The 21094-nt window shown below is 40.9% G+C and carries 22 protein-coding genes; 13 read left to right on the top strand and 9 right to left on the bottom strand.

Annotated elements, in window-relative coordinates; genetic code table 11:
• Positions 1-114: 114 nt before the first annotated feature.
• On the bottom strand, positions 115-1059 hold the full coding sequence (locus AC1DLM_RS07430) for an ATP-dependent DNA ligase (RefSeq protein WP_441988307.1): 945 nt from the start codon (positions 1057-1059) through the stop codon (positions 115-117).
• 213 nt (positions 1060-1272) lie between these two features.
• Between AC1DLM_RS07430 and AC1DLM_RS07435 the strand changes: the two genes are divergently transcribed.
• The 6 genes from AC1DLM_RS07435 to AC1DLM_RS07460 all read left to right on the top strand — a co-directional run bounded on the left by AC1DLM_RS07435 (position 1273) and on the right by AC1DLM_RS07460 (position 6021).
• Complete coding sequence (locus tag AC1DLM_RS07435) at positions 1273-1821, top strand: hypothetical protein (RefSeq protein ID WP_477569574.1); 549 nt, start codon at positions 1273-1275, stop codon at positions 1819-1821.
• 29 nt (positions 1822-1850) lie between these two features.
• Complete coding sequence (locus AC1DLM_RS07440; RefSeq protein ID WP_477569575.1) at positions 1851-2537, top strand: response regulator transcription factor; 687 nt, start codon at positions 1851-1853, stop codon at positions 2535-2537.
• The gene (locus tag AC1DLM_RS07445) at positions 2534-3832 is read left to right on the top strand and encodes a sensor histidine kinase (RefSeq protein ID WP_441988310.1); all 1299 of its coding nucleotides are present in this window, start codon (positions 2534-2536) and stop codon (positions 3830-3832) included. Before AC1DLM_RS07440 ends, AC1DLM_RS07445 begins: the two co-directional genes overlap by 4 nt.
• A gap of 95 nt (positions 3833-3927) precedes the next feature.
• A complete protein-coding gene (locus AC1DLM_RS07450) occupies positions 3928-4353 on the top strand; it encodes an FMN-binding protein (protein ID WP_477569576.1) in 426 nt (141 codons plus the stop codon).
• On the top strand, positions 4353-5246 hold the full coding sequence (locus AC1DLM_RS07455; RefSeq protein ID WP_477569577.1) for an FAD:protein FMN transferase: 894 nt from the start codon (positions 4353-4355) through the stop codon (positions 5244-5246). Before AC1DLM_RS07450 ends, AC1DLM_RS07455 begins: the two co-directional genes overlap by 1 nt.
• A 1-nt stretch (position 5247) precedes the next feature.
• On the top strand, positions 5248-6021 hold the full coding sequence (locus AC1DLM_RS07460) for an RnfABCDGE type electron transport complex subunit D (protein ID WP_477569578.1): 774 nt from the start codon (positions 5248-5250) through the stop codon (positions 6019-6021).
• Between the two features lie 156 nt (positions 6022-6177).
• Here the strand turns inward: AC1DLM_RS07460 and AC1DLM_RS07465 are convergent, their stop codons facing one another.
• The gene (locus AC1DLM_RS07465; RefSeq protein WP_477569579.1) at positions 6178-6645 is read right to left on the bottom strand and encodes a ferritin-like domain-containing protein; all 468 of its coding nucleotides are present in this window, start codon (positions 6643-6645) and stop codon (positions 6178-6180) included.
• A gap of 388 nt (positions 6646-7033) precedes the next feature.
• Between AC1DLM_RS07465 and AC1DLM_RS07470 the strand changes: the two genes are divergently transcribed.
• From AC1DLM_RS07470 to AC1DLM_RS07485, 4 genes are all read left to right on the top strand, one after another.
• The gene (locus AC1DLM_RS07470) at positions 7034-10111 is read left to right on the top strand and encodes an efflux RND transporter permease subunit (protein WP_477569580.1); all 3078 of its coding nucleotides are present in this window, start codon (positions 7034-7036) and stop codon (positions 10109-10111) included.
• An 84-nt stretch (positions 10112-10195) separates the two neighbouring features.
• Complete coding sequence (locus AC1DLM_RS07475) at positions 10196-10729, top strand: RNA polymerase sigma factor (protein WP_441988316.1); 534 nt, start codon at positions 10196-10198, stop codon at positions 10727-10729.
• A gap of 1 nt (position 10730) precedes the next feature.
• A complete protein-coding gene (locus tag AC1DLM_RS07480) occupies positions 10731-11240 on the top strand; it encodes an anti-sigma factor family protein (RefSeq protein WP_477569581.1) in 510 nt (169 codons plus the stop codon).
• A complete protein-coding gene (locus tag AC1DLM_RS07485) occupies positions 11237-12067 on the top strand; it encodes a hypothetical protein (protein WP_477569582.1) in 831 nt (276 codons plus the stop codon). The genes AC1DLM_RS07480 and AC1DLM_RS07485 overlap by 4 nt, the downstream gene beginning before the upstream one ends.
• Positions 12068-12326: 259 nt before the next feature.
• Here AC1DLM_RS07485 and AC1DLM_RS07490 read toward each other — a convergent pair whose 3' ends face one another.
• The 7 genes from AC1DLM_RS07490 to AC1DLM_RS07520 all read right to left on the bottom strand — a co-directional run bounded on the left by AC1DLM_RS07490 (position 12327) and on the right by AC1DLM_RS07520 (position 17183).
• Positions 12327-13541, bottom strand: coding sequence for a chromate transporter (locus AC1DLM_RS07490; protein WP_477569583.1), 1215 nt, complete (start codon positions 13539-13541; stop codon positions 12327-12329).
• Between the two features lie 78 nt (positions 13542-13619).
• Positions 13620-14054: a protein-tyrosine phosphatase family protein gene (locus AC1DLM_RS07495; RefSeq protein ID WP_477569584.1), complete on the bottom strand. Its 435-nt coding sequence runs from the start codon at positions 14052-14054 to the stop codon at positions 13620-13622.
• A 10-nt stretch (positions 14055-14064) separates the two neighbouring features.
• Positions 14065-14541 carry an ArsI/CadI family heavy metal resistance metalloenzyme gene (locus AC1DLM_RS07500; RefSeq protein WP_441988320.1) on the bottom strand — a complete coding sequence of 159 codons (477 nt, stop codon included), beginning with the start codon at positions 14539-14541 and terminating at the stop codon, positions 14065-14067.
• 1 nt (position 14542) lies between these two features.
• The gene (gene arsC, locus AC1DLM_RS07505; protein WP_441988321.1) at positions 14543-14971 is read right to left on the bottom strand and encodes an arsenate reductase (thioredoxin); all 429 of its coding nucleotides are present in this window, start codon (positions 14969-14971) and stop codon (positions 14543-14545) included.
• A 27-nt stretch (positions 14972-14998) separates the two neighbouring features.
• A complete protein-coding gene (locus AC1DLM_RS07510) occupies positions 14999-16420 on the bottom strand; it encodes an arsenic transporter (RefSeq protein WP_477569585.1) in 1422 nt (473 codons plus the stop codon).
• An 8-nt stretch (positions 16421-16428) separates the two neighbouring features.
• Positions 16429-16752 (bottom strand): ArsR/SmtB family transcription factor, encoded by a 324-nt coding sequence (locus AC1DLM_RS07515; RefSeq protein ID WP_477569586.1) that lies wholly within the window; start codon positions 16750-16752, stop codon positions 16429-16431.
• Between the two features lie 14 nt (positions 16753-16766).
• Positions 16767-17183 carry an arsenate reductase ArsC gene (locus AC1DLM_RS07520; protein WP_477569587.1) on the bottom strand — a complete coding sequence of 139 codons (417 nt, stop codon included), beginning with the start codon at positions 17181-17183 and terminating at the stop codon, positions 16767-16769.
• 187 nt (positions 17184-17370) lie between these two features.
• On the opposite strand from AC1DLM_RS07520, the gene AC1DLM_RS07525 reads away from it, so the two are divergent.
• The 3 genes from AC1DLM_RS07525 to AC1DLM_RS07535 all read left to right on the top strand — a co-directional run bounded on the left by AC1DLM_RS07525 (position 17371) and on the right by AC1DLM_RS07535 (position 21085).
• The gene (locus tag AC1DLM_RS07525; protein ID WP_477569588.1) at positions 17371-17715 is read left to right on the top strand and encodes an ArsR/SmtB family transcription factor; all 345 of its coding nucleotides are present in this window, start codon (positions 17371-17373) and stop codon (positions 17713-17715) included.
• 63 nt (positions 17716-17778) lie between these two features.
• The gene (locus AC1DLM_RS07530; RefSeq protein ID WP_477569589.1) at positions 17779-19197 is read left to right on the top strand and encodes an NAD(P)-binding domain-containing protein; all 1419 of its coding nucleotides are present in this window, start codon (positions 17779-17781) and stop codon (positions 19195-19197) included.
• Between the two features lie 361 nt (positions 19198-19558).
• On the top strand, positions 19559-21085 hold the full coding sequence (locus tag AC1DLM_RS07535; RefSeq protein ID WP_477569590.1) for a spore germination protein: 1527 nt from the start codon (positions 19559-19561) through the stop codon (positions 21083-21085).
• Positions 21086-21094: the final 9 nt, after the last annotated feature.

Here is a 21094-nt window from a genome sequence, read left to right on the forward strand (position 1 = left end):
GGCTCCTCCATAACGCAACCAATATAAGATTAGTTTATAAATATGACTAAGTGCACAACTGTAGACCGTAGTGCCTTAAATTTATACTGGTTTTTAAAGCGTGTCAAGCTTATGTTATTCGTTCTGCTGAAAGGAGCATGCTGTAACCTGCATATCGACCAACGCTTGAATACTAGGGTGCCTCATAGTTCGGTTTGTAGTCCATTCTAAAAATTGCACTTTTACTGTGTGAACTGGCATAATCCAAATTGCTTCTTTATTCCTTGCTGGTTCATTTAAAAATGGTCTATTCAAAATAATTTTTGATTGAACTAATTGAGTAATATTTCGCCAATCATTGTTACTTAACTTACCAGTGCCAGCATGACCAATGTAGTACAAATTCCCGTTTTCAAACAAACCCAGTAGTAATGAATTAACAATTCCATTCCTCATCGTTACTCCACCAATAACTGCATATAAATCGTGGAAGATCTTTTTTTTCTGCCACCGTTTATCTTTCCCCCCAATAGCATAAGTACCTCGGAGGTCCTTACTTATAACGCCTTCCATATTGTGCTCCTTCATAACATCAAAAAGCTTATTCCCGTCATTAAAATTCTGCACTATTTGCAGATTAGAATTAGGAATAATGACCTCTTCTAGTACCTTTTGTCTATCTAACAGTGGTCGATCTACAAGCCATATGTCATTGTACATTAAGATATCAAAAATCATATAGGTAATTGGTGTACGACTAACTGCAAGTTCAATACTTTGTCTATTTCGTAACGACTCCCTCTTCATTACCTCTTGAAACGCAGGCCTCTTTTGGTCGAACGCAATTATTTCCCCATCTAATATGCAGGAAGTGGCGGAGCAATATCTTTTTATATCTAATAACTCAGGATATTGGCTCGTACGATCATTTTGTTTACGATTCATTAGGCGAACCTCATGACCGTCAAAATACGTTAATATCCTTACTCCATCCCATTTTATTTGTGTAATCCAGTCACTTGATGTTGGTATAGTTTCTGTACTTATTGGCTCGAAGGGTACTATTGGATTAAGGTTCATTAAATTCTCCAGTATTTTTATTCCCTTATTCTCTCCATTATCAAAAAAAACAAAACATTATAGACGAGTGTTGATTTTTTGATAAAGTACAGTAGCTAACTCAAGCAAATTTAAATAACAATCTAATACGTGACTTCTGTTTTTGTGCTTTTCATTTCATTTTCAGAAAGTTGGGGTATATTACAACTAAGATTATGAGTTGGAGGAGTTAAGATGAGTTCACAGCGAAATCTAGAAGAAAAACAACCATGGATTCCTAAGAAAGAACGCATTTGGGTATTTGGTGCGATGGCAGTAGCCACAATCTATGTGATTTGGCAGCTTTGGAGTCTTTTTCATTTACCATCAACAACATTGCACAATCGTCGTTTTGAGCATACGTTCAAAGATTATGGCTCCAATGCCCGAATTGCTTTATTCGTAGTGTTAGCCAATTATGTTTTAGCATTTATTATTAAACAGCGCATTTGGGGGAAATTAGCTATTCTAAAAAAAGGTTTGGTTATGCTACTTCGTATTGTGAAAAAATATCACACCTCAATTGCCATTCTCGCTATCGCACTTATTACACTCCATGCGGTTGCCGTTTTTATGTATGGTTTTAAATGGGATTTCAACAATATTAGCGGGCTTCTTGCATTAATAGTCCTGTTACCAGTGCCGATTTCGGGTTTATTTCGATACAGAAGGCTTGATAAGAAGTGGCATTTAAGATGTGGACTAGCATTTGCTGTATTATTTTTGATTCACGCATTTCTATAGCAGTAAATCTGAGGAGGAGGTGATGGGGGATGCATATCTTACTGGTTGAGGATGATGTGAAGCTTGGCGAGTTGATTCAATATAAGCTTAGAAAACAACTGTACCAAGTGGAATGGGCATTAGATGCAGAGAGTGCGCTGGCATTCATTGAAAGAACTACCTTTGATATTTATATATTAGACTGGATGATTCCTCATAAAACTGGAATTGAGTTATGCAAAGAAATCCGAATGAAGAAGAATCGGACGCCGATCCTTATGCTAACTGCAAGAGACTCCATTACTGACCGTGTTCAGGGTTTGAATGCAGGAGCAGATGATTATTTGGTGAAGCCATTTGCTTTCGAGGAATTGATAGCTCGTCTCCATGCCTTATATCGTAGAAAAGAAACAAACTGGGAAGCGGATACCAAAATATTTGGCGATACGCTTGTCATTGACCATAGTACATATGAAGTGAGTCGAAACGGAGTATCTATTCCTCTTTCACGCCGCGAATTTCAGTTGCTATCGTTCATGTCACAACATCCCAAACAAATATTAAGTCGAGAGCAACTAATTGACCGTGTATGGGGCATAGATGCTGAAATTACACTCAATACAGTCGATGCCACCATTAAATTGCTACGCAAGAAACTCGACGATCCATTTTCCGATAAGATCATACAAAATGTACGTGGACTTGGCTATCGCTTAGTAGTAGAAGGGGGAGAATGATGTTCGAACGAACAAGAAAACAGCTAACGATATTTTTCGGCAGTATCCTTGGTATTGTTATCATTCTCATAACGGCTTTTTTTTATCTGGTTTTACAGGAAACGCTTCAGCACAATGAAATTCAAAAATTAGATGATCTAAAGAATAAAATGTCACAACAATGGGAGCATCGCATAGAGGAGCAAATAAAGGGAAAGCGAACCATGGAGCATGAAATCAAGAATGTTGAATGGATCTTCCTGCTTTCAGATGAATTGATTGTTTGGGTGAGTCCAGATGGGAAAACTCAGGTCTCTCCAAGCCGTTACACAGAAATGTCCAATCGGCTCTTTAACTTGTCCCAACGAAACGAAATGAAAAGTGAGCGTGGTGAACGCTTCTATGTGGAAGAAGGGGGAGAAAAACAGACTTTTCTGGTTAGTTCTCAAATTTTGAAAGATGCTGGCGGGGGATGTTGGATGGCCATTGATATATCTTCAAATGTATCACTCTTGCATACAATTAGGCTAATCCTCTTGCTTTCTACCCTTGTTTTATTGTCGATTGCCATCTGGTTAGCCTACTTTTTTGCAGGCAAAGCCATGGTTCCTATCAAAAAATCCTATTATCGTCAGGTTGAGTTCACAACGAATGCATCCCATGAGCTAAGGACACCGCTGAGTGTTATTCATTCTTCCGTAGAACTATTAGAGGAGAGTAAGGATACATTACCTGAATTTGAACAGCATATCCTGGATAGTTTGCAAGATGAAGTGAAAAGGATGATCCGGCTTGTAGAGTCATTACTAACGTTAGCCCGCAGTGATTCGAAAACGTTGAATATCAAGCTGGAAAAGATTAATTTAGGGCAAGTTTCCTATCAAATGTTTCAAGCTATACAACCGCTGGCCCTTGCGAAGGGGATTATTTTAAATTTAGATTCACCACTGCTGGAAAAGGAATTTGTCTTAATCCAAGGAAACGTAGATCAATTAAAACAACTCATTTATATTTTACTTGATAATGCGATTAAGTATACGCCGCCTGGCGGACAAGTGACGATCACATATGGCGTTAAACAGAACGGTAGAACCATGTTGCAAATTGCTGATACAGGTATTGGCATACCAAAGGATGAGCTCGAACGCATATTTGAGCGTTTCTACAGAGTGGATAAGGCGCGTTCACGTGAATTAGGTGGGGCCGGATTAGGGCTTTCTATTGCCGCAGATATCTTAAGCAATCATCGTGCTTACATTCATGTTACGAGTGAAGAAGGGAAGGGGAGTATATTCGAAATTGAATTCAATGCATAGCTGATTTCAGTTTAATTTCATTTACTTGATGTATCATTAATCAAGTAGATGATAGGTGAATTACATATAAGTACTGTAAGTTGGAGGAATGCAAAATGGCCAAAATGGATAAAAAGTGGATAGTACTTTGTACTACAGCCATAGGCGTCATGTATAGCGCTGGGTATTTGACAACAGAAACACAAGCTACGTTACAGAAGCCTCAGCAGCAAATACAAGCCAATAATCAGCCAGTAAGCAAGCAGATCAAAAGTCAATATAAGAATGGCACCTTCGATGGAAGTGGAAGTAATCGACGCGGGTCCATTGGAGTTAAAGTGAGCATTACCAATGATAAAATAACCGATGTGGAAATTAGTCATTTTGCTATGCATTATTCCAAAAACGATGTTGTTGGATTACCTCAAGAAGTGATACAAAAGCAAAGTGCTCAAGTGCAGAATGTTTCAGGAGCAACGTATAGTACACAAGCCTTCCAAGATGCAATTGAAGACGCACTTATGCAAGCGCGGAATGTATAATGATCCATATTGTGAAAAAGTCCAAGTTAATGATCGATACTGTTATAGAGATTAAGGTCGTTACTTCCCTTGCAATGTCTGAGGTTGAACCTGTAATAGAGCAGGCTTTTGATGCATTTCGGAACATAGAACAAGCTTGCAGCCGTTTCACTCCGGATAGTGAATTAATGAGAGCTTGTCTTCAGATAAGGACCCCTGTTCAGATCAGCTCCTGGTTATTTCAGCCATTGAAGTTTGCTTTGGAAGTGGCGGAATGGACACAAGGGATATTTGACCCCACAATAGGAAAAACAATGGAAGCGTATGGCTTCAATCGACATTATCTAACAGGAGAAACCTATTCAAACCTTGCTGCAGATAATGCATCCTATCGAGATATTGTCTTAAACGAATATGACCGAACGATGTACTTGCATAAGCCACTGGTAATTGATTTAGGTGCGGTTGCGAAAGGGTTTGCTATTGACCTTTCATCCCAGATATTATCTAAATTTCAAGGTTTTGTTATTAATGCTGGTGGAGACCTTTATGCTGGAGGGCTAGATGAAACAGGTCATGCTTGGCGCATCGGAATTCAGCATCCGGTCTACAAGGATCATATTATTGACGTCATTGAAGTATCGAATGAAGCAGTATGTACTTCTGGCAGCTACGAGCGCAAAAGTAAAATAAGTGAAGACATCCATCATATTATTTACCCGAAAAGTAAACAGTCTCCCCATGAGTTGATTAGTTGCAGTATTGTGGCCCCATATGCGATGATGGCGGATGCCTTCTCAACTGTCGTATGTTTATATGGCTTGGATCAAGGCAAAAGTTTGATAAACGACTTGCAATTTAAGGGGATCTTGATTACGTCGAAGTTACATGTGGAAAGAGTAGGAGTGATATAAGGTGTCAACCCATCCATGGCATAAAAAACCGAAGAGCTATGTCATCATTTCCTTGGTTGGCCTTCTAATTATTGCCGCTATATTTTCATTAGATATAAAAGGAATTTATAATTCAATTATCRCTATAGTTACAGCAGTAGGGATTGATTTGATTTGTTTTCGTTTGGGTAAAAGAAAAAAATGGCTTCCGGATGGTGCAGTGATCACAGGGCTTATTATCGCCTTAATTTTAAGCACAGCAACCTCTTGGTATATTGCGGCTATTACTGTAACCATGGCTATTTTATCTAAGCATCTTCTTGTATATAAAAAGAAACCAGTATTTAATCCAGCAGCCTTCGGCTTACTCTTATCTATTCTTTTTTTTCAAACTGGACAGAGCTGGTGGGGCGCATTTGGAGATCTTCCAGCTTGGACAATTGGATTCCTTTTACTAGGGGGTTACTTGGTTACCAATCGTGTGAACAAATTCCCACAAGTGTTTGCATTTCTTTTTGCGTATTTTTTGTTATTACTCCTAATGGGGTTCATACATGTCGGAGAAGCTGCCGATGCATTTCGACCTCCTTTTATTAATGCTTCACTGTTCTTTGCTCTATTTATGTTGACTGACCCACCAACCTCACCAGTCTCCAATAAAGATCAAGTGATTTTTGGTTTGCTGAGCGCAATAGTAGGTGTTGTTATTTATGGTTTTTTTGGCGGCTTAATGTACTTATTTATCGGGCTGCTCATTAGTAATGCCTACCACTTGGTTAGATCTAGGAGAAAATAGTATTACTGAAAAAACCGCCTTTTTAAAAAGGCGGTTTTCTTATGGTCGAATCCAAAAGAAACACCAATGGTACAAAGGCCTGTATAATCTTAATATAAAAAAGCCAATATCGTCAGCCGTAGGCATTCGAATTGGCTTTTTATATGCATAAGATAATCATTTCCGATTCAATGTAAGCAAATAGTTGTATTTACTTGCATGTTTTTGCTCATCTAATATAATGCCATACAATGTATCGCGATAAATACCAGGGGGGAGACCAAACCATATAAGCCGATATTTCTCAACTGCAGACCATTCACCTTGAATAGCTTGTTGTAATCCATCTGTATTAGAATGTACTTTTGGGTAGAGTTCATTACTAACACCATGTATCTCGTGCCCAGTAAAATCTCTGTAGATACCGCGAAACATCTGATTATGACCTCGTTCATCATCTCGTATGGAAGCTATAATGGCAGACTGTTCGGATGTTGGTGCAATCTTAATAAGTTCATCGTAGAACAACTCATCGTTTTGTTCACCCTGTACGGATGATTTCACTAATTCTAAAGCTTGTTGTAAATTTATATTCCAAATTGGTTGAAATGTGGAACGATATTCATTTGGATATATCCAATACATTTTAATTCTCCAATGACCCCGTGATGAGATTCATTTTATGTGCGAATATCCCTTATTGTTCAAAAGTAACTCCCTTTAGTACTAAAATAAAAAATACTTTTCTAGTGCGTTAGGAAAAACGATTGATCAGGATCTGCTACTCGTCAGATCCTCTTTTTTGTCGAAAGAATATATGGAAAATTTACCAATTAATTATTTTGATCCATTCTGAACTTTAGCAGGATGAGCCCAGTCCTTTCATGTTGTAACAAGAGAAAACAAGAAAGAAGGCCATATAAATAAACATGTCTCTACTAAGGAGTGTTCTCTGTAAATACGTTACTAAAATGTTTCAGCGGTATTTCCATGCTTTACTCGATAAAAGAAAAAACGAAATGGGGTTTGAGCAATGAAAAGAATAATTGAAGGTTCGATGCAAAGGGCGATTCTAGTTGTAGTCAGTATGCTGCTTATTCTGGCATGGGKAGGTGTCTCTGCCTTTCAAATGCAGCGTGATTATCTACCAGGCATTAATAATACAACACTGCTTGTTTCCGTACGTGCATCATCTTACCAGGCAGATCAAGTCAAACTAAATGTAACACCAAAACTAGAAGATGCCATTCGATCATCTGATGGCTTAATGGATGTAGAAACGAATTCCTATGACGGCGGACTTTTAATGAATCTGTACTATCCAATGGATTTTGATATGAAACAAGCAGAGAGTGACATCAAACAAGCGATATCAAGCGCAGTTCTGCCAACTGACGTAGGGGCTCCGGTTATCACTCGTGTAACGACTAGTACATTTCCAATTTTGAGCTATAGCTTAACTTCAAACAGTACAAACATTGACGAAACTACACTTCGTTCTTCGGTCGAGGCTGATATAGCTAAACAACTGAAATCCGTTCCGGGCGTCGCAGATGTGCGTGTCACTGGAGCAGCAAACAATGGTTATGTTTTAAATGTTAGGATGCAGGATTTAACAAAGAGTGGTTTAACCATGGATGATTTGAATCAGTCACTAGCCGCCGCGCTGCCGAATTGGTCCACTGGTAAAGTGTCTAACAATAAAGACTCGTTTCCATTAACCGTGAAATGTTGGAACTTAACAGACCAAGAGTTAAGCAATATTCCGATAAAAAACAAGCAAGGCACTAACGTCCCACTATCTAGCGTGGCTGATCTATCTCACTCTCTGACTGACATTAAAACTGTATCCCGCACTAACGGAAAAGCAAGCATCCTTTTAGATGTTCTGAAAACACCGTCATCGAATATTACGGACGTAGCAAAACTAGTCAAAGAACGCGTTGCACAAATAGCGCCGATTAAAAATAACGATGTTTCGTTAACTGTGATGCTCGATCGTGAACATGAATTAAATGCTTCCCTATTAGGACTTGTGCGCGAAGGACTTTTGGGTTGCCTGTTCTCTATGTTGTGCGTTTTCTTCTTCTTCCGGAATGTACGTTCAACACTGCTCATTGCTGTATCGCTGCCAATTTCACTGCTTGCCACGACGGCAGTTTTGAAATCGATGGGAATTACGCTTAACATTTTGACCGTGTCCGGTTTGATTGTTGCAATGGGGAGAATTGTTGATGATTCCATTGTTGTTCTTGATAATATGTATCGCAAATATCAGGAGAATAAGGACCAATCCACTTTACATGTGCTTTCATCTGCTGTAAAAGAAATGCTGCCAGCTATTTTTGCTTCTACCGCAACAACGATCGCTGTCTATGTACCTATTGCCATGGTTGGCGGTGTCATTAGCGCATCTTACTCTGGCTTTGCATGGTCTGTCGTCATTGCACTTATTGTATCTTTCTTTGTTGCGATGTTAGTCGTTCCAACTTTTGCATTTATGGGCTGGAGAAATGACACTTCGAAATCCGTAACACTTGAGCCCATGATGAAACCAGTTCTGCGTTTTGCATTTAGTCATAAAAAATGGATTACTTCGATTTCATTAATAATTTTCATCGTTGCTGCGATATTTGCAACTACACTTCCAGTGAGCCTGCTGCCTACGGCAAATTCGGGCGATGTAGCGATTCAAATTGAACTCCCGAAAGGAAGCGCACTTCCTGAAGTGGATATAGAAGTCCAAAAAGTTGAAGACGTGCTGAAGGTAAATCCGAATGTCGCTTCGTATTCAGCCAATTTCGGATCAACGATGATGCCACAAGCCGATGATGTATTTGATGCTGGGGGCGGATTTATTCAACTGCCGAACATAGCCAATATGACTGTTGCATTAAAGGATAAAAATAATGTAGATGCTGTCATTTCCGATTTACAAAAAACGTTACCCCAATTAAATCAAAAAGTAGTTTATACCGTATCGAATCAAAGTATTGCTGGTGATGATAAGCAGATGAAAATTATGCTTTCCGGAGCAGACCAGAAACTACTTGATGACGCAGCACAACTCGTTAGAAGCAAGTTAGTTGAAGTACAAGGTCTTAGCGTACAAGGGGCAACTGATCTAACAAACGGAACACCTAAATATGCAATTACACTCGATCGAGCGAAAATCCAGCAAGCTGGAGTGAACGTTCAGGACGTTACAAAAGTAATTGGGCAGTACATGATTGGCGGTAAAGACTTTGATATCCAGGTAGACCATAAGTTGATTCCGGTGGATATGTACATCACTCGTGTACCCAAAGCAAATGCTACGTCAACTGATGTGCTTGCAGCGCTTGCCGCTGAAACAGTAAGTGGTGCAAATGGGCAAAAAATCAGAATCGATCAATTGGCCACAATCGCGCCTAATCAAGCTCCCTCATCCATTCAAGAACGAGATGGGCAATCCTTCTCAACAGTGACCTTACAAATCACTTCAACAGATATCAGTAAAGTTTCAAACGCTATTGACCAGAAACTGAAAAGCATCGCACTACCAAGTGGAGTAACGTACTCAACAGGTGGTATCACTGAGCAAGTTAAACAAATGATTGTGGATATGTCCATTGCCGTTGCTTTTTCCATCTTACTCGTATTGCTGATTACTAGTGGAGTCTTTAAGGGGTGGAGAGCCCCTCTAGCCGTACTGTTAAGCATTCCACTAGCTCTAAGTGGTGTTGTGCTGGCCCTTATGCTCTTTGGAGGGGAATTGAACTTAGCTGCGCTTATCGGTGTCTTGATGTTAACCGGTATCGTCGTCACGAATGGCATTGTATTGATTGATAAAATTGAGAGAAACCGTAAAGAAGGGTTGGCTATTAAAGATGCGATTATGCAAGGCAGTCTCTCGCGGGTAAGACCGATCTTCATGACTGCAGGCACAACCATCTTAACGCTGTTGCCACTGGCATTGACCCATAGTTCAGATACCGTTATTTCGCAAACACTTGGTATCGTCGTGATCGGTGGGATGATTACTTCAACTTTAAATAGTTTCCTTGTCATTCCTACGTTTTATKAGTGGTTGGTAAAAAAGAATCCTAAGGCCAAAATCGATCAATCTTAAGGTGTGGGGTTTGGCTGAGTCTGAATATGTTAATGTTGGAAATTTATCGAATCAATGGATGGTACTGCGGGGGGAAGAATATGCGTGGATCAAGAATTATATGACTTAATTGCTAAGGCGAAAAGCGGTGACAAAGAAGCATTCGCCTTACTCGTCAAACGTTATAAAGATATCGTTTTTCGTTATTCCTATGGGATGCTCGCAGATCGTATGGACGCGGAGGATGTTGCTCAAGAAGCATTTGTTAAAGCCTTTTATTCACTTTCTAAATTAGATAATATATATGCTTTTGCATCGTGGTTAAAACGAATTGTATCCAATTTATGCTATGACCGAATTCAAAAGCAAAAGAAAACAAATTCAGTATGGGGCGAATTGATCGAAACACAGATTTCAAATAACGATATGGAACGAAGAGATCTCCAAATGACGATTGAAGAAGCGATGGGAAAATTGAGTCCTGAACACAGAGAAGCCATTGTCCTTAGGGAAATTGAAGGTTATTCTTATGATGAGATTTCGGGGATGCTAAACATTCCTCTCGGTACTGTAAAATCACGTATTAGTGCAGCGCGACTATTGTTACGTAAAGAAATGATTCGTGAATTGGAGGATTAAGATGTCAAACCATATAGAGGATCAGCTATCTGCCTACATGGATAACGAATTGTCTGAGGCTGAACGACGACAAGTCGAAGAACATTTGGATACATGCCCGGAATGTAGTGAATTGCTCAGCGATTTAGCGGGAATAAAAACGCAAGTATTTACTGCCTACCATTCGATTGAGGCACCAGAAGGATTCGAAGACAAGGTAATAAACGCAATTGGTTTGAATGTTACACACGAAAATGTTTCTACAGGGAGCAATTGGCTATTGTTACTGCTAATTAGTGTTTTGTGTTTCATTACGATCGTTTTGGTAGTTATGGGATCATACCTATTTAAATTTGGTTCGATCATGCTTAAAGTTGCTTATAATTTACTTCATGTATTCGGAGACATCTTAGGCTCGCACACTTATATCATTGCTGGGCTAATCGGGCTTTCTATTATTCTCATAGTGGCATCGAGTATTTCAATAAAACACTTGTTAAAAGCAAGTGGGTTTAAGGGGGCTAATTGGTGAAAAAGAAAAGGTTGATGTTCATTGCACTGATATTCTGTGCCCTTTTATTTACAATACCGACGAATGCTATGGCAAAAGGGATTTTTGAACATCAAGATACGGTTGTGCCTGCGAATCAGGTGGTTGATGATGTCGTGGTTGTCGGTGCAGATACGACCATTTGGGGAACTGTGAACGATTCAGTTATTGTTTTTAACGGAGACCTAAATTTAAAAGCATCAGCAAAGGTAAATGGTTTTGTTTTAGTTGTAGGTGGAAAAATACATCAAGAGCAAGGAGCATTCATATCAGATGAGATCATCAATTTATCTTTTGATAAAGCTACCCAAAATAGTCTGTTGATAGGTGGAGGGCTAGTCATTGGGACATGGTTGTTGCAATTAACAGTCAGTATCATTTTGATATTACTGCCCTTATTAACAATACTGATACTCAAACAGCGGATACAACCATTTATGACTCATGCGCGGCAGTCACCTGGTCACCTATTGTATATAGGTTTTTTCAGTAGTCTCATTTTGATAGCACTAACCGTACTTTTACTTGTTACAATCATAGGAATCCCTTTTGCAATTGTATTATTCGTTTTAGTATTGTTAGCTTTCATAATCGGTATGGCTGCTTTAAGCATTGTAGTGGGTGAAAAGATTCAAGGTACGTTTGGTCGTTCAAACTGGATTATTTCATTAACTGGTTTGATCTTATTGGTTTCACTCATGAACATTCCTCTTGTTGGGATGATACTATTCTTAGGTATATTACTTTTTTCCATAGGCATTGCGACTTTGTGGATTTTGGGAAAAATAAAAAGGAAACCTGTCGATTAAGATAAGCCTAAATAAGAAAAGGTCAATAAATGGTTCTTCTCACCATTTATTGACCTTTTCTTTTTATCTGCTCCAATCGACCATTTTCAAATTTCAGCAGCTTCGACGTGATGCCCAGAAATTGGAGACAAAATAATAATGAAAAAGAATAGAAGCAACGACCTTTTCGTAAGCGTGTTTTTCATAAATTCCTTTCATTAAAATTTATTTAAACAGGCTTGTTATTTTCTGGAAATGTAATTTTATGATTTTTCCGCTTTCACCAAACAAGTGAGATCAACGTCCCGCCAATCGCTCCTGAGATAACAACAACCCAAGGCGGCAATTTCCAAAAGACGAGCATCAAAAACAATATCGAAGCCAAGGCAAAATCAACAGGAGCCAGAATCGCCGTCGTCCAAAGCGGATTATAAAGTGCCGCCAACAAGATGCCGACAACTGCTGCGTTAATCCCGAATAATGCTCCTTGAACTTTAGAGCTTCTCCGCAAGGAATTCCAGAAGGGCAGCGCCCCTACGATCAGAAGAAAGGCTGGAAGAAAAATAGCCACTGTTGCGATAAAAGCACCTGTAACTCCACTAATCATCGCTCCCAAGTAACCGGCAAAGGTAAATAACGGTCCGGGTACGGCTTGGGCCGCGCCATATCCCGCTAAAAAGTCCGCCTTGCTGATCCACCCTGTCGGCACAACTTCCCTTTCAAGCAACGGAAGAACGACATGCCCACCGCCAAAAACAAGAGACCCCGACCGATAGAAGCTATCGAATAAGGACAGCCAGTCCGCGACAACAAATTGGCGAAGCAACGGCAGCAGTATCAGAAGTCCAAAGAAGACTGCTAAGCATAGGACTGCAAAGCTGCGGCTTATGGGAACAGTTAGGTTTGTTGATTCAGGAATAACCGTTTTTCTATATAACATCATACCAACAAAGCCCGCAATAACAATAAGCAAGACTTGGCTAAAAGCAGTCTGCCATAAGAGGGTAGCGGACGAAGCAATGATTGCGATTGTTACCCTGTTGCGGTCAGGAGCAAGTTTTTGTCCCATGCCAAGTATGGCCTGAGCAACAATGGCTACAGCGACTATCTTAAGACCGTGAATCCATCCAGCGTTACCGATATCAAATCCCTGAAATAGGAAGGCGAACGAAACCAGCGCAATGATTGATGGCAGCGTAAATCCAAGCCAAGCGATCAATCCCCCGAGCAATCCAGCACGGATAACGCCGATTCCAATGCCGACCTGACTGCTGGCAGGACCGGGCAAAAACTGGCATAGTGCGACCAAATCCGCATAGCTTCGTTCGTCCAACCACTTACGGCGGCTTATATATTCTTGATGAAAATAACCAAGATGAGCGATCGGTCCTCCGAAGGAAGTAAGCCCGAGTTTTGTCGATACAACTAATACTTCCAGTAGGGCCTTCCATTTGCTTATGGGTTCATGTTGTATTGCGACTTCATTTTTTTGCACGCGATATGTTATTCCTCCTTAGCTGATGGATTACTTGCAGGCCTCGTTAGCAAAGAAAATGCCAGGGGACCCATCAAATTATTTGTTAAATAATTTCTCAAGTGCCTCACGCTGAGGTTGTTTAATATTAATTACCGTGCGAATGCTTTTCACTAATTTTTCTGCATCTTTGATGTTGTCGCTTTTACCTAAAGTAATCATGGTGCCAATTGCTACTGCACCAGTACGTCCTTTCCCACCACCGCAATGGAATCCAACCTTTTTACCGCTCTTATACGCCTCTACAACGTAATTTATAGCTTGTTGGAATAGTTCGTCTTGTGGATCTTCTGCATTGTCACCAAGCGGCACCTGAAKCCATTCTACGCCATCTGTAGGATAGGCACACTCTGTAGCTTCACCACGCAAATCGACTACAACCTCAACGTTCTCGTTTTTAACCATAGCCTCGACGTCTGCTGCTCCGCCAAAAAATATTTTGTCATCAACAAGTGCTTGATAATTTTTCTCCATAATGATCTCCTTACTTTTTCTTAAAGGGTGTGAATTCAATTGTTACAGGCGTGGACGGTGCAGAAGGAGGAGCACAACATAGAGACATATCTTGCAAATCCCCTGCAGATTCAAACTCCGAATCCTCTTTGGTGTAAAAAATTTCCCAAGCATTACCGTCCGGATCATAAACCCAGACTTTATCCTGAACTGCATAACAGCATGTTGTGTTCATTTCATCAATGAGAAGAAGTCCGCTTTGTCTTAAACGTTCGCCCATAGCCAGAACGTCTTCCGTGTTATCCACTTGAAATCCCAAATGATTAAGGACTCCTTTTTTCTCAAAAGGGCGAACATTAAGGGAAAAGTGAAGGGCAGGATCATCCAATTCAAACTTAGCGTAGTTGTCTTTTACTTTGGTAGGCTCTGTACCAAAGAAAGCACGGTAAAAATCAAGCGACTTCTGAAGCTCAGAACAGTTAACCGCAACGTGCATTCTTTTGATCATATTACTTGCCTTCTTTCACGAATTGTTCGATCCGGCTTTTAATAGAATCACGAACTTCACGGAATTTAGCTGTAATTTCTTCTTCCGTCCCAGTTGCTTTGGCAGGGTCTTCAAACCCCCAGTGCCATCTTTGCGCCTTGTCATTACGCACTACAGGACAGTGTTCGTCAGCGTGACCACACAATGTAATAATGTAATCAGCGCTGGATAGAATCTCGGTATCAATAACATCAGAGGTATTGTTTGAGATGTCGATTCCAGCTTCTTTCATCGTTGCCACTGCACGTGGGTTTAATCCGTGGGCTTCCAAGCCGGCACTTTTCACTTCATATTTGTCCCCACCCAAAGCTTTCAAATAGCCATCGGCGATTTGGCTGCGGCAAGAGTTTCCTGTACAAAGAAAATATACGAATGGTTTTTTGTTTTCCATGGTTTCATTTCTCCTTTTTGTATGGGATCATCTAGGCTTAAGCGCCTTTTTGCCCTCCTTAATTTGTTTTGCACCAAAAAAAGTTTTTATGATCAGCGCGGCGACTACCAGAATTACTGCAATCGCAACAATTAACAACCAAATATTCACGCTTGTTGTATTAATAACGTGAAGCCATAAATAAAGTCCAGTAAGGGTAATTAAGAGCGTTGGGACAGTAAGGATGATGCCTGTCTTAAAATAATTGCCCCATGTGATTTTTACACCTTTCGTAGATAGAACATGAAGCCATAAAAGGGTTGCGAGTGACCCGATCGGTGTTATCTTAGGTCCAAGATCGCTTCCAACAACATTGGCGTAAATCAGTGCTTCTCGTATAATACCGTCTGTATTTGTACCTTTGATAGCAAGTGCATCAATCATAACCGTCGGCATGTTATTCATGATGGAGGACAAAATAGCCGACAAGAAGCCCATTCCTACTGTTGCGACAAATAATCCTTGTCCTGCTAAGTTCTCAACTACCGTTCCTAGGGCATCCGTGAGACCGACGTTTTTAAGGCCATAAACGACTACATACATGCCGATAGAGAATATGACTACAGCCCACGGAGCATCTTTAATCACTCGTTTTGTTTCGATCACTTTACTGGATCTAGCCATTAAAATGAAGATCAGTGCTACGACTCCTGCGATGATGGAAACAGGAATTTTAATAAATCCGCTGCTTACATATGCGACGAGAAGGATTCCAAGGATAACCCATGACATTCGGAAAAGCTTATGATCTTTAATGGCATCTGAAGGCGGTTTTAATTGCTTTATATCGTAATTCGTTGGTATGTCCTTTCTGAAGAAAACGAACAAGACAACCAAACTTGCCGCTAAAGAAAATAAGCTTGGGACTATCATGCGGCTCGCATAGGTGACAAAATCGATACCGAAGAAGTCCGCTGATACGATGTTCACTAAGTTGCTGACGACAAGAGGCAATGAAGTTGTATCCGCAATAAACCCACTTGCCATGATGAAAGGCAAAATCATTTTATCTGGCAGCTTCAACGCTCGGACCATCGCTAATACAATTGGCGTTAGAATTAACGCTGCGCCATCATTTGCAAAAAATGCAGCAACTGCCGCGCCTAATAAAATGACGTACACAAACATGAGCCGTCCGTTTCCTTTTGCAATCCTCGCCATATGCAAGGCAGCCCATTCAAAAAATCCAATATTGTCTAAGATTAAGGAAATGAGAATAATTGCGACAAAAGCTAGCGTCGCATTCCAAACGATGGATGTAACCGTCAGTACATCGTGGAGAGACACGACTTGGAAGATAAGAGCTAGGATAGCGCCAGCAGAAGATGACCATCCGATGTTGAGGCCCTTAGGCTGCCAAATAACAAAAGTTAACGTAATAAGAAAAATAAGCACCGCAATGTAAGTCATGGTTCCTCCTAATCACAACAATTTAGATCTTCACAAGATGTGGCATCCACTTTTTCTTTTTGGGATGGCAGGTGCTGAAAAAACTCGCTCAGAAAGGGTTTATCCTCAATATGTAAAGAATAAAAAACCCATTGGCCCTTTTTCGCTTCTTTTACTAAACCGCCGGCTTTCAGTTTTCGCATATGCTGACTCACATTGGGCTGACTTGTTTGTAAGAGTTCAACAAGCTCATATACACATAGCTCACGTTCTTTGAGCAGAGAGAGAATCGTCAATCTCATTTTGTCCCCAAGCAGCTTACACACGTCAGATAATTGTTCAATATCGGGCAAAATTACACGCTCCTTTAAATTGGCACATTCAATCCTTTTAAGAGTTCAATCACTTTCTTTTGTATTGTGTCACGTGTACGTCGAACTGACTGGATGTCATTTGAAAGTAATGGATCCTCAATATCCCAATCGACACTCGTGATACCAAAGGGTACAATGGGACAACGTTCTGCAACTTGCTGGCAGAGCTTTACAATCACATTCGATGCGATGAAATATTTCATATCAATTTTCTTAGAAGTATTTCCTGATAACTCAATCCCGACTTCCCTCATGACTTCTAGAGTTAAAGGATGAATATCATGCGGCTCTAGCCCTGCACTCTCGACAATAATGTGTTCCCCACCGTAATATTTAGCAAATGCTTCTGCTATTTGACTTCGGCAGCGATTTTGAATACATAAAAAGTAAATACGAACTGGTTTCTTCATGATTATCTCAGCTCCATTATCATTTGTAAATTATTATATAATTATTCAGTTATATATAAAAGTTAAGGTTTTGTAAATCACAATTGAATTAATTAAATCAAAATAAATTGATTTAATCCTTGAATTCCCCGAATATTATGTGTTAAGATCGATTAATCAAATAAAATTGATTTAAGGAGGGGAGAAAATGATTAAAGAGCTTCCAGACGTTGATCAACGGTCAGCGACTGTTGATTTCTCAAAATATGAAGCTAAATTCAAAGCATTAGCTGATCAGAAAAGGCTTCAGATCATGTATGAGCTTACACAACGAGGAAACACCTGCGTATGTGACCTTACCGACATTGTTGAAATGCAACAGTCCAAATTGTCGTATCATTTAAAGATATTGATGGACGCCGGGCTGATCCGACGAGAGACGAGAGGCACTTGGAGCTATTACGAATTGAATTCGGCGGAAGTGAACAATCTTCTTTCGCCTGAGCTCTGCTGCATTTTTCGTACAGATGAGGTTAAATCAAGCGGTTGTTGATAATCGCTTTTATTTTTAAAGGATTAATCAAAATAAATTGATTAAATGTTGGAGGTAGGTTAGATGAGTGAATGTTGTGCAACTTCAATCCCGGTAGAATTTTCAGCTAAGCCGACAAAAGCTCCTTTTAGTGATCAAAGGAAATTACCCGTTGCCATCATCGGAGGAGGACCTGTGGGTTTAGCCGCAGCTTCTCATTTGGTCACCAAAGGGGAGTCATTTATTCTCTTTGAATCAGCTGAACATATTGCTGGTAATATCTCTACTTGGAGTCATGTGCGTGTCTTTTCCCCTTGGCAATATAATATCGATAAAGCAGCCAAGCAGCTACTTGAAGCAAGCGGATGGACAGCACCAGATAAGGGTGGGCTTCCGACCGGTGGGCAAATAATCGAACAGTATCTTGCACCGTTAGCCGAATTGCCCGAGATGAAACCATTCATCCATCTTCAAACGAAAGTTATCGCAGTCAGCCGCAAAGGGCTCAGCAAAATCAAAACAGCGAATCGTGAAAAGGTCCCATTCGTGCTGCACGTTCTTGAGAATGGCGAACAGAAAGTTTATGAAGCAAAAGCAGTCATCGATGCTTCAGGCACCTGGTCCTCGCCTAACCCTTCGGTATCGGAAGGAATCTGGACGGAGAGCGAGCTGAAGATCCAAAATAAAATTGCGTACGGGATTCCGGAAGTAATCGGCAAGGATCGAGATCGTTACGCGGGCAAGAACGTATTGGTGGTTGGCAGCGGTCATTCTGCCATTAATGCCTTGTTGGATCTGGGAAAGCTTAAGGACCAAGAACCGCAGACGAACCTATATTGGGTTATTCGGAAATCCATTGTTAATGAGGTGTATGGTGGACAGGAAAATGACGGTCTTCCCGAACGTGGAACACTCGGTACTCGATTGAAAAACCTAGTTACATCAGGCGATGTAGAAGTATACTCATCCTTCTTGGTTGAAAACTTTGAAATATCCGGTGAGAAAATCGTTGTTAACGGCAGTTGTAATGGAGAGTCGGTTCAAATTCATTCGATCGATGAGGTTATTAGCAATACAGGGTCTCGTCCTGATCTGAGTTTTCTCCGCGAGGTCAGAACCGATATCGATAGCGCCATTGAAAGTGTGAGTGCGCTGGCTCCACTTATTGATCCGAACATTCACAGCTGTGGTACGGTAAAACCTCATGGAGAAAAAGAACTGCGCCAGCCCGAACCCAATTTTTACATTGCGGGCTCCAAGAGCTATGGTCGCGCACCGACATTTCTGATGACTACGGGCTATGAGCAGGTCAGGTCCATTGTCGCAGCTCTTACAGGGGACTGGGAGGCTGCGGAGAAGGTGGAATTGGAGTTGCCTGAGACCGGCGTATGCAGCACCAGTTACTTTGGAAAACAAAATGTTATTGAGGTCAGTCAAACGGAAGTAGACAGTTGCTGTGGTCCAACTTCCAGTGTAAAAACCTCTTCTTCGTGCTACGGATAAAAGTCTTTTCAAGTCGTTAGATAACAGACGTATTAAGCCGAGATTATTTGCTTTGTCGCACAGCCGTCGAAGTACAGCAGCATTCTTACCCATCCCACTTGATTTGACTCGTAAAATGAGTGCCAACTGGCCAATCATTCGTGCTAACTGGCTCAAATGGGAGGATTGGTTTAAAATCCATCGGTCATAACCCCTTTACATTGTCGTTATCCTACCATTCTTCACCAATTTAGGTTCTTTCAAGCAAGATGACATGGGCGGTCTGTTAAAATGCCCCTGCATTGGCAGTCACTGAATAGCCGTGTGATTTTGAGAGCATAACAATACCTAAATGACTGTGAGAATGAAAGGGGAGTTTTGAATGAATCAACCTTTTCCTGAGGACCCGAGTATAGACAAGGAAGTATTCCATACCTTGGTGTCGACGGAACTCTCCTCGAATATCCTTCATTTGCAAACCTTATTTACAGATTGTGATGATGTTGTTTTCGCGTCCATGCATATGGCGTGTGGCCTACAAGCATCTGTCCTATACTTGCGCGGAATGGTGAATGTAGAACTGCTTGATGGTCATGTCCTTGAACCACTTAAGAAAGCAAGCTCAGAAACCGTGACATCGATGGACAACGTGATGAACTGTATATCGATATCCCAGTATAAAGAACTGCGTATCATTGGTGAAGTTATCAATGACGTGCTTGGAGGTAAGGCAGTTTTACTGTTAGACACGGTCCAAGGGGCATTATCCATTGAGGTTTCGCAATTTGAGGGCAGGGCGGTAGAAGAGCCATTAGCAGAGTCTGTCGTCCGTGGTCCACGCGAAGGCTTTGTAGAATCTTTAATCGTAAATACGTCATTAATTCGAAAAAGGTTAAAGACACCCGCGTTAAAATTCGTTTCCTATACGCTTGGCAATTATTCGAAGACAAATGTCACAATGGCCTACATTCAGGGGATTGCCAAACCAGAGATCATTAGTAAAGTTTCGGAGCGAATCTCTCAAATTCAGCTGGATGGGGTACTTGAGAGCGGCTACATCGAAGAAATGATCGAGAACAATATCTATTCACCTTTTCCCCAATTACAAACAACGGAACGTCCAGATGTGGCCGTATCAGGCCTGTTAGAAGGCCGCGTTGTCATTATTACAGATAATACGCCAATTGCTCTCATTGCTCCAACTACATTCTGGTCCCTTATGCAGTCCCCTGAAGATTATTATCAGCGTTTCCTGATTGGAAGCCTCATTCGTTGGCTACGTTATACATTTTTCCTGATTGCCATGTTGGCTCCGGCGATCTATGTGGCTGTATTAACGTTTCATCATGAAATGGTGCCTACAACGCTGCTGCTTCGTGTTGCTAAATCTCGGGAGGAAATCCCTTTCCCTGCATTGGTCGAAGCGTTGATTATGGAAGTTACCTTCGAAGCTTTGCGTGAAGCGGGAGTTCGTCTGCCTAGGCAAGTTGGTTCTGCTGTCAGTATTGTTGGTGCACTCGTCATTGGACAAGCGGCTATCCAAGCAGGATTAGTATCTGCACCTATGGTTATGGTGGTAGCGATTACGGGCATTTCCTCGTTTATGATGCCGCAATACTCCGCAGGTATCTCCTTACGCATTCTTCGTTTTCCAATTATGATTTTATCCGGCATCTTAGGCTTGTTTGGTCTTATTCTGGGGTTGCTTCTAATCATTAGTCATCTGTGTATTCTCCGTTCTTTCGGTGTACCTTATTTGGCTCCATTTGCCCCGATTTATCCCAAAGGAATCAAAGATGTTTTGTTTCGAGCTCCCACTAGCAAAATGAATACACGTCCTGCCTTTTATGCTGACAAAAATAATCTGAAAAGGCAGCGTGAGCATCCGGATGAACGGAATGAGAATTAAGCGGTTAGG

This window comes from Paenibacillus sp. 01T442, assembly GCF_056398345.1.

What these genes read in the sequence shown, in the direction of transcription:
- AC1DLM_RS07450 (WP_477569576.1), top strand. Translation starts at nt 3,928, where the DNA reads ATGGCCAAAATGGATAAAAAGTGGATAGTACTTTGTACTACAGCCATA.
- AC1DLM_RS07440 (WP_477569575.1), top strand. Translation starts at nt 1,851, where the DNA reads ATGCATATCTTACTGGTTGAGGATGATGTGAAGCTTGGCGAGTTGATT.
- AC1DLM_RS07465 (WP_477569579.1), bottom strand. Translation starts at nt 6,645, where the DNA reads ATGTATTGGATATATCCAAATGAATATCGTTCCACATTTCAACCAATT.
- arsC (WP_441988321.1), bottom strand. Translation starts at nt 14,971, where the DNA reads ATGGAAAACAAAAAACCATTCGTATATTTTCTTTGTACAGGAAACTCT.
- AC1DLM_RS07530 (WP_477569589.1), top strand. Translation starts at nt 17,779, where the DNA reads ATGAGTGAATGTTGTGCAACTTCAATCCCGGTAGAATTTTCAGCTAAG.
- AC1DLM_RS07500 (WP_441988320.1), bottom strand. Translation starts at nt 14,541, where the DNA reads ATGATCAAAAGAATGCACGTTGCGGTTAACTGTTCTGAGCTTCAGAAG.
- AC1DLM_RS07445 (WP_441988310.1), top strand. Translation starts at nt 2,534, where the DNA reads ATGATGTTCGAACGAACAAGAAAACAGCTAACGATATTTTTCGGCAGT.
- AC1DLM_RS07455 (WP_477569577.1), top strand. Translation starts at nt 4,353, where the DNA reads ATGATCCATATTGTGAAAAAGTCCAAGTTAATGATCGATACTGTTATA.
- AC1DLM_RS07525 (WP_477569588.1), top strand. Translation starts at nt 17,371, where the DNA reads ATGATTAAAGAGCTTCCAGACGTTGATCAACGGTCAGCGACTGTTGAT.
- AC1DLM_RS07535 (WP_477569590.1), top strand. Translation starts at nt 19,559, where the DNA reads ATGAATCAACCTTTTCCTGAGGACCCGAGTATAGACAAGGAAGTATTC.
- AC1DLM_RS07435 (WP_477569574.1), top strand. Translation starts at nt 1,273, where the DNA reads ATGAGTTCACAGCGAAATCTAGAAGAAAAACAACCATGGATTCCTAAG.
- AC1DLM_RS07430 (WP_441988307.1), bottom strand. Translation starts at nt 1,059, where the DNA reads ATGAACCTTAATCCAATAGTACCCTTCGAGCCAATAAGTACAGAAACT.
- AC1DLM_RS07510 (WP_477569585.1), bottom strand. Translation starts at nt 16,420, where the DNA reads ATGACTTACATTGCGGTGCTTATTTTTCTTATTACGTTAACTTTTGTT.
- AC1DLM_RS07480 (WP_477569581.1), top strand. Translation starts at nt 10,731, where the DNA reads ATGTCAAACCATATAGAGGATCAGCTATCTGCCTACATGGATAACGAA.
- AC1DLM_RS07520 (WP_477569587.1), bottom strand. Translation starts at nt 17,183, where the DNA reads ATGAAGAAACCAGTTCGTATTTACTTTTTATGTATTCAAAATCGCTGC.